The sequence below is a fragment of the Steroidobacter sp. genome, from assembly GCF_016790065.1.
Lineage (GTDB): Bacteria > Pseudomonadota > Gammaproteobacteria > Steroidobacterales > Steroidobacteraceae > Steroidobacter.
Genome location: NZ_JAEUPY010000627.1, coordinates 1 through 6,696 on the forward strand (window position 1 = coordinate 1; position 6,696 = coordinate 6,696).

Below are 6,696 nucleotides of genomic sequence, written 5' to 3' on the forward strand. Positions count from 1 at the left end.
TAGTCGTAGTCCGCCTGCGCGATCACCTTGTAAGTACGGCCGAAACGATTGAAGTCGTTCACGTACTGCGAGGCCAGATAGATCTGCAGCGTCTCGAACACGTTGTTGAGCGGCACGCCGTGTTCCTTCGCCTTGACGCGATTCACGTCGGCGAGGATCTGCGGCACGTTCACTTCGTAGTTGGAAAACACACCGGTCAGCTCAGGCGCTTGCCGCGCTTTGGCCAACACGGCCTGCGTCGCCTTGTACAACTCGTCGTACCCCAGGTCGGCGCGATCTTCCAACTGCAGCTTGAAGCCGCCGAGCGCGCCGAGGCCGTTCACTGGCGGCGGCGGGAACGTCACGATCTGTGCTTCCTTGATCGAGCCCATGGCGCCGTTGAGCTGGTTGGCGATGGCAAATCCCGACAGCTCGGCGGTCGTCCGCTTGTCGAAGTCGTCCAGGCCGAAGAACACGATGGCCGCGTTCGGGCTGTTGGTGAACCCAGCCACCGACAAGCCGGGGAACTGCACGGCATCGCGAACACCAGGAATTTTCAGGCCGACATCGGCCACTTCACGCACGATGTCTTCGGTGCGATTCAACGAGGCCGCGTTCGGCAGTTGAATCAGCGTGATCAGATACTGCTTGTCCTGCACCGGAATGAATCCTTTCGGCGTGACTTGGAACACGCCCCAGGTCGCGACCAGCAGCAGCGCAAACACGCCCATGGTCGCGCCCTTGTGCGCCAACACTCCACGCACGCCGCCGACGTATTTGTCGCCCGAGCGATGGAAGAAGTTGTTGAAGGCGCGGAAGAATCGGCCAAACACCTTGTCCATGCCACGAGTCAACGCGTCCGGCTTGGCGCCGTGCGGCTTCAGCAGAATCGAGGCCAGCGCCGGGCTCAGGGTCAGCGAGTTGATCGCCGAGATCACCGTCGAGATGGCAATGGTCAACGCGAACTGCTTGTAGAACTCGCCGGTCAGACCGGTGATGAACGCGATCGGCACGAATACCGCGACCAGCACCAGTGCGATGGCAATGATGGGGCCACTGACTTCTTCCATGGCCTTGTACGTCGCTTCACGCGGCGACAAGCCGTTCTCGATGTTTCGTTCTACGTTTTCGACCACCACGATGGCGTCGTCCACCACGATACCGATGGCCAGCACCAGGCCGAACAACGACAGCGCATTGATGGAGAAACCGAACGCCAGCATCAGCGCGAACGTGCCGATGATGGACACAGGCACGGCCAGCAACGGAATGACCGAGGCGCGCCAGGTCTGCAGGAACACGATGACCACGATCACCACCAGTGCCAGCGCTTCCAACAAGGTGTGAATCACGGCCTTGATGGAGTCACGCACGAAAATGGTCGGGTCATAGACGATTTCGTACTTCACGCCTTCGGGGAAGTTTTTGCTCAGCTCGTGCATGGTCTCGCGGACGGCGTCCGACAGTTCCAATGCGTTGGCACCCGGCGCCTGAAACACCGGAATCGCCAATGCCGAGTTGTTGTTCAGCAAGCTGCGCAGCGAATACTGGCCGGCGCCAAGTTCGATGCGAGCCACGTCCTTCAGCGTGGTGATGGAACCGTCGGCCAGCGTCTTGATGATGATGTCGCCGAATTGTTCTTCGGTAACCAGGCGTCCGGAAGTGGTGACGTTCAATTGATAGTCGACATTGGCGGGCGCCGGATCGGCGCCGATGACGCCGGCGGCAACTTGCACGTTCTGTTCGCGAATCGCATTCACGACATCAGTTGCCGTTAGTCCGCGGCTCGCGATGCGCTCCGGATCCAGCCACACGCGCATCGAGTAATCACCCGAACCGAACAAGCGCACTTCGCCCATGCCGGGCAGACGCGAGAGCACGTCACGAACCTGCAGCGTTGCGTAGTTACGCAAGTACACCGTGTCGTAACGGCCTTCGGGCGATGTGAGATGCACGACCATCAACAGGTCGGGCGACGCCTTCAAAGTGGTGACGCCAACGCGTCGCACGTCTTCAGGCAAGCGTGGCAACGCCTGCGCGACGCGGTTCTGTACCTGCACTTGCGCGGTGTCGACGTCGGTGCCGAGACGGAACGTCACGGTCAACGTCATCTGGCCGTCGCTCATGGCCTGCGAGGACATGTAGAGCATGTTCTCGACGCCGTTGATTTCCTGTTCCAACGGCGCGGCAACGGTTTCCGCAATCACTTTAGGATTGGCACCCGGATACTGCGCGCTCACCACAACGGTAGGTGGCACGACTTCCGGATACTGGCTGATGGGCAGCTGCCACATCGCGATGGCGCCGACCAGGAAGATGATGATCGACAGCACTGCGGCGAAGATCGGCCGGTCGATAAAGAATCGAGCGAATTTCATAAGTCACTCCCCACAAAACGGGGGCGAAAGCGTCCCCAAGGCCGCGGCGCCAGGCCGCAGCGGACAGATCTAAAGCAATTGACTTCGGTGAGAGGCGCCCGCTTACAGTGCGGGCGCCTGGCTGTTACAGCTTGGTGGCGGCCGAGGCCAACATCGCGTCTTCGTTCAGGCGCGCATCCATCGCCACCTTTTCAGGAGCGACGACCACACCCGGGTGCACGCGCTGCAGACCGTTCACGATCACGTTCTCGCCCGGCTCCAAGCCTTCCTGCACGATGCGCAGACCATCGGTGAGCCGGCCGACCTTGACGCTGCGATAGGCGACTTTGTTGTCGCTATCGACCACGTAAACGAACTTCTGGCTCTGGTCCGTGCCGACTGCGCGATCGTCGACCAGCACTGCCGGATGCGAGTTGTGACCCAGCAGTTTCACTCGGGCGAACAAGCCCGGCGTCAGATAACCGTCCTTGTTGTCGAACGACGCGCGGGCGCGAATCGTGCCGGTGCGTGAATCGACCTGGTTATCGACGAACGTCATGGCACCCTTGTGCGGGAAGCCTTGTTCGTTCGCCAACGCCATCAACACCGGGTTGGCAGCATCGCGTGAACTCGGTCGATCGCCACGACGCGCCAGTTCCGTGTACTTCAGATACACCTGCTCGTCGCCTTCGAAGGTCACGTAGATCGGATCGATGGACACCACCGTCGTCAACAACGTGGCCTGAGTCGAACCGCCAGTGACCAAGTTGCCGGCGGTCACTACTGCTCGGCTGACTCGACCGGAGATCGGTGCAGTGACGCGAGTGAATTCGAGATTCAACTTCGTGGTCGTCACAGCAGCGCGGGCGGCTTCGACGTTTGCAAGCGCTTCGCGCTGGGCGTTGATGCGCTGGTCATACTCTTCGCGCGATACGGCCTTCACGCCGAGCAACTTCTCGCTGCGAGTGACGTCGGTAGTGCTTAATTCCGCGCGGGCAACGGCGCGGGCCAGCTCAGCTTCCGCCTTCGCCAACTCGGCGCGATACGGGCGCTGATCGATGACGAACAACAGATCGCCTTTCTTTACCACGCTGCCTTCAGCGAAATTCACGCTGTCGATATAGCCGGTGACGCGCGGGCGAACTTCTACCGATTCCACCGCTTCCAGGCGGCCAGTGAATTCATCCCACTCCTGCACGTTGCGCTCGAGCGCAGCGGCGATGGAAACCTGCGGCAGCGGCGCGGCGGCCTGCGTGTCCGCTTTGCTGGTGCAACCTTGCAGCAGCAGCGTGAGCACGGCGGCGGCGAGTGCTGGCAACACGACGGTCACGATGCGACCGGCCTGGCGATCCTGAGTTGCGCTTCTCATTAGTAACTCCCTCAAACCTTTTAAGACGAAGACGGGTGGCAGTGGCACTGCCTCACTGGGGCGCAACTGTAGGCGCGCCACGCAAGTGGAGAAATCGGGTTGAGCGCACGACATTGATGAAGTCGGATCAGGAATGACCCACTCACTACCGACGAATTAGCCAACTAATGACATGGTTATATCCATATGCCCGAGTCAATCGACCCACAACTTGCGACAATGACTACGCCGTGACAATTGCGTGACAGGGAGCTGGCAATGATTGTGGTTCATCACCTGAATAACTCGCGCTCACAGCGCGTGCTGTGGTTATTGGAAGAGCTGGAGATTCCTTACGAAATCCAGCGCTATCAGCGCGATGCCAAGACCATGCTGGCGCCGCCGGAGCTGAAACGAGTGCACCCATTGGGTAAATCGCCAGTGATTACCGATGACGGACGCACCATTGCGGAATCCGGCGCGATCACCGAATACCTCGTGGATCGCCACGGCGGCGGCAAATTGGCGCCTGCCCCTGGCTCCGATGAGCGACTGCGCTACACCTATTGGTTGCACTACGCCGAAGGCTCGGCCATGCCGCCGTTGTTATTGAAGCTGGTGTTCGATCGAGTCGAGAACGGTCCGCTGCCGTTTTTTATCAAGCCGGTGGCCAAGGCCATTGCGCGACAGGTGAAGCAATCCTTCATTACGCCCCAGATCAATCTGCATCTGGATTATCTGGAAAGTGAACTGGCTCGCAGCGAATGGTTCGTCGGTAATGAGTTCAGCGCCGCCGACATTCAACTCAGCTTTCCCTTGGAAGCCGCTGCCGTGCGCGGCGGGCTGGATCAAAGCCGGCCCAGGCTCTATACGTTCCTGCAGAAGATTCACGCGCGCCCCGCCTATAGACGCGCGCTGGAACGGGGCGGCAAGTATGATTTCGGGCCGAAACAATAACCGCGAGCGACGCATGAAAAAAACAGCGACGGTATTGAACTGGATTTTCCTGGCCCTGTTCGGCCTGTCTTTCGTGGTGACGCTGGTCAAAGCTCCTGGCACTGCCGGCTTCGGTGTGCTGATGCCGTTGCTGCCGTTTGCGACGGCCTTGATCGCATTCAAATCTGCGCCGAATCGGGCGCTGGCCGGGCTCGGAATGTTCTTTAACGCGGTGCTGGTCGCTGCCGGCGGCGTGGGCTTGTACACGGCATTCACGCTCGGCGCCAAGGAGGCTATTTTTCTAGTGATTGCCTCGTTGATTCTGATCCTGCCGTGCGCGCTGAATTTCCTGCTGCTGAAATGGAGCTGGGATCGGGCGCGAGCGCTCAAGGCGGGGCGGCAGCCACCATCCGAATCGGGCGAGACCCAGCCGAGTCCGCCCCCAGCGACGGCGCTCGATCCGAGTTCACCTGAGGGAACAGGCCGCTGACGAATTCGATGAAGGCGCGAATTTTCGCGGTCGGCTGACGATGCTGGGGATACACGACCGACACCGGCCACCACGCGCCTTCGTTCCAATCTTCCAACACCGGCTGTAACAATCCCGAGGCGATCTGGGCTTCGGCGGTGAAGTCCAACGTGCGCACGAAGCCGGCGCCGCTGATGGCGGCGGCCACGGCCGATTCGGGATCGCTGAATGACAGCGGCGCCGCCGGCACGATGGTGAGATCGACGCCGTCCTTGCGGAACATCCAGTCACGAATCTGATTACTGCCCGGGCGGAACATGGCGATGCATTGCTCGGGCTTGAGCTCGTCCGGACTCTTCGGCGCGCCGCCCATGCGTTCGATGTACTCGGGCGAGGCGCAAGTCACGCCCCGCAGCTGACCGACACGGCGCGCGATCAGGCTCGAGTCGCTCAGGTTGCCGACGCGCAGAGCCGCGTCGATGCCCTCTTGCACCAGATCGATGACGCGGTCGTTCATACTCATCTGCACGGTCAGCTCGGGATTCTGTTCAATGAATCGCGGCAGGGCCGGCACGATGATTTTGCGGCCCAGGGAAATGGGCACATCCACCCGCAACTTGCCCCGCGGCACGCCGCGGGACTCCGACACCTCGTTTTCCGCTTGGTCGAGCTGGCCGAGCGCTTCACGACAACGCTCATAGAAGCCGGTGCCCAAGTCGGTCAAACTCAGCGAACGGGTGGTCCGATTGAGTAGGCGCGCCCCTAGGCGTTCCTCTAAGCGGCTCACCGCCTTGCTAATCGCCGACGGGGACATACCTAATGTCTGAGCGGCAGCGACGAAGCTGTGGGCTTCAACGACACGCACGAAGGCTACGATGTCACTGAAATTATTCATTCAAAGAATTCTTTCCCTGCAGTCACGGAACCTTGACGTGGTTGCATTGTAGGCCGTCCATTGATGACCGTAACGCACGAAGTTTTTGCTGCCGCGGTGGTTTACCGCAATCCGAAGCTTGCTTAATGTATCGCCCAATTTCGCAACCCTTGATCAAGACCTGCTACCGGGGGATTGAACGATGTTTTTGGTGACGGACGTAACGGGGCACGTAAGCCGAGCGGTGCTTGCCGAGCTGGCGAATCAACCCGTGGCTGTCCGTGCTTTACTGCAGGAATCGGCCGATCTGCCCATCAAGGCGCCGAATATCGAGGCGTTCCGGGCCGATCCCGACGACCCGACCAGTCTGCAACGCGCCTTCGAGGGTGTCGAGGCGGCGTTCCTGGCGTCCGGTTATTCGCCCCATATCGCTGAAGCCCATCTGAAGATTGCCAATGCCGCCAAGGCGGCCGGGGTCAAACGCCTGGTGCAGCTGTCCGGCGTCGGCGCCAATCCGCAGATGTGTTGTGCCCGGATGCTTCGCTGGCTCGGCCAGGCCGAAAGCGGCGTGGCTGCTTGCCCCGAGGTCGCCCTGACCCGCTTGCGGCCGGCTTACATGCTGCAATTGTTGTTCGAGTTCGCTCCGACCATTGCCCAGCAAGGCTTGATCGCCGGCCCGTTCCGCTCCAATCCTTGGAGCTGGGTCGATGCGCGCGACGTGGCTGCGGTCGCA

The 6,696-nt window shown here is 60.7% G+C and carries 6 protein-coding genes; 3 read left to right on the top strand and 3 right to left on the bottom strand.

Annotated features, from left to right (window positions below; genetic code table 11):
• Both JNL55_RS25735 and JNL55_RS25740 read right to left on the bottom strand, forming a co-directional pair.
• Positions 1 to 2,357 (bottom strand): efflux RND transporter permease subunit (locus tag JNL55_RS25735; protein ID WP_293861133.1); only part of this gene is annotated, 2,357 nt, incomplete at its 3' end.
• A gap of 124 nt (positions 2,358 to 2,481) precedes the next feature.
• Complete coding sequence (locus tag JNL55_RS25740; RefSeq protein WP_293861135.1) at positions 2,482 to 3,705, bottom strand: efflux RND transporter periplasmic adaptor subunit; 1,224 nt, start codon at positions 3,703 to 3,705, stop codon at positions 2,482 to 2,484.
• A gap of 258 nt (positions 3,706 to 3,963) precedes the next feature.
• On the opposite strand from JNL55_RS25740, the gene JNL55_RS25745 reads away from it, so the two are divergent.
• Together JNL55_RS25745 and JNL55_RS25750 are read left to right on the top strand one after the other, a co-directional pair.
• Complete coding sequence (locus JNL55_RS25745) at positions 3,964 to 4,641, top strand: glutathione S-transferase family protein (RefSeq protein ID WP_293861138.1); 678 nt, start codon at positions 3,964 to 3,966, stop codon at positions 4,639 to 4,641.
• A gap of 13 nt (positions 4,642 to 4,654) precedes the next feature.
• Positions 4,655 to 5,110, top strand: coding sequence for a hypothetical protein (locus JNL55_RS25750; RefSeq protein ID WP_293861141.1), 456 nt, complete (start codon positions 4,655 to 4,657; stop codon positions 5,108 to 5,110).
• Here the strand turns inward: JNL55_RS25750 and JNL55_RS25755 are convergent.
• Entirely contained in the window at positions 5,007 to 5,984 is a 978-nt protein-coding gene (locus JNL55_RS25755) for a LysR family transcriptional regulator (protein ID WP_293861144.1), read from the bottom strand. The two genes, JNL55_RS25750 and JNL55_RS25755, sit on opposite strands and share 104 nt — an antisense overlap.
• Positions 5,985 to 6,165: 181 nt before the next feature.
• Between JNL55_RS25755 and JNL55_RS25760 the strand changes: the two genes are divergently transcribed.
• The coding region (locus JNL55_RS25760) for an SDR family oxidoreductase (protein ID WP_293861147.1) at positions 6,166 to 6,696 on the top strand (531 nt) is incomplete at its 3' end.